The organism is Pseudomonas sp. EGD-AK9, assembly GCF_000465935.2.
Lineage (GTDB): Bacteria > Pseudomonadota > Gammaproteobacteria > Pseudomonadales > Pseudomonadaceae > Aquipseudomonas.
The window spans coordinates 1-1471 of record NZ_AVOF01000539.1; the positions used below are offsets into that span (position 1 = coordinate 1).

The following is a 1471-nucleotide window of genomic DNA, read 5'->3' on the forward strand; positions in this document are numbered from 1 at the left end:
CTCCAATGAAAGAACGCAAGGGACAACACGCCTTCAACTGGCGGCTTTTCTTGGGTTCGGTTTCGTTTTGATCGGCGATTTTGCCGATCGGCTAAATCTCTTCCTTCCGCTGGATGGGTGATTTCCCGCCCCTCGGTTCTCGAACCAATCTCCAATACGTGACCTGATGCGTTAGCTTCGGTCACAGAGTGACGTTCGGCTCCCGGTTTCCCATTCTCCTTTATGAGCGCAGCCCAGACCTGCCGGGCTCGCTAGCCAGCGATCAGGACAACCGGGATATTGTCGACGTGCTCTCCATGTTGCTTTCGCCGCGCTGCTCGTAGGCGCGCTGGTCCCGCAGGATCTGGAAGGCGATCGTCAAAAGCTTGCGCGCGATGGCCACACGCGCCTTGTTTGTTCCTCTGATCTTCAGATGTTCGTATTGGGCGCGAAGCTGCGGATCGCTGGCGATGGCAGGAGAAACGGCTTCGACGAAAGCCCAGCGCAGCCACTTGTTGCCTTGCCGGATGATCTTACCGTGGAAGGTCTTGCCGCCGGAGGAATAGGTCGACGGCACCAGTCCGGCATAGGCGGCGAGCTTCTTCGGGTTGCGAAACCGCGATATGTCGTCGATCTCCGCGTCGATCAGTCTTGCAAAGAACTCGCCGATGCCGGGGATCGTCTTCAACAGCTTCACATTGGCATTGGCTTTGGTCATCGCCCGGATCGTCGCTTCCGATTGCTTGATCCTGACATCGATGTCGCCGATGAAGGCAAGACCTCGGTCGATCTGAATGCGGTCGATCTCCGAGACCTTGACCTGCGCAAGTTGAATGCGGCCGGCCTTGCCAAACAGGTCGCCCAGCTTCTTCAGCTGCGCCGTCTGCTCCGGATACCGATCAAACACCGTGACGATACGGTTCTTCGTCATCGTGCGCAGCCGCACATAAAACATTCGCTCGCGTAGCGCGACACGCAGCTCTCGGGCCTTTTCGCCGGGTGCCCAAGCCTCCGGCACCAGGTCGGCTCGCAGCAGATGCGCCAGCACCGTCGCATCGATCTTGTCCGTCTTGATCTTGGCGTCAGCGATCGCCTTGACCTTCAATGGATGGGCGAGAACGACATCATCACAAATGTCGTCGAGCCAGTCGTAGATCACCATCCAGTTGCGGGTCGCCTCGACAACCGCATGGCTATTCTCACGATATCGCTCCAGAAACCCGCCTAGCGACTGGCGGTCGTTCTTCACCCGGCCGGATCTCAGCGTCTTGCCACTGCTGTCCTGTACAACCAGGTGGCTGTAGGATTTGTGGTAGTCGACCCCGATGTGGTATTCATAAGAGGCAGTCATGCTTCCAACTCCCTTATTGAGATCTTCAAAACCCCAATAGGATAAGCCGAAAGGCTGGAAGTGTGACTGTCCCTCTATCATCACCTGCATCTCAGTGATCCGTTCTCTCAGCGGCGGCGACCTCTTTCATGTCACCTCCTT

The 1471-nt window shown here is 57.2% G+C and carries 1 protein-coding gene; it reads right to left on the minus strand.

Annotated elements, in window-relative coordinates:
- Nucleotides 1–262: 262 nt before the first annotated feature.
- Complete coding sequence (locus tag N878_RS20215) at nucleotides 263–1330, minus strand: IS110 family transposase (RefSeq protein WP_031303603.1); 1068 nt, start codon at nucleotides 1328–1330, stop codon at nucleotides 263–265.
- Nucleotides 1331–1471: the final 141 nt, after the last annotated feature.

Coding starts and splice junctions, on each gene's coding strand:
- N878_RS20215 (WP_031303603.1), bottom strand. CDS start 1,330: ATGACTGCCTCTTATGAATACCACATCGGGGTCGACTACCACAAATCC.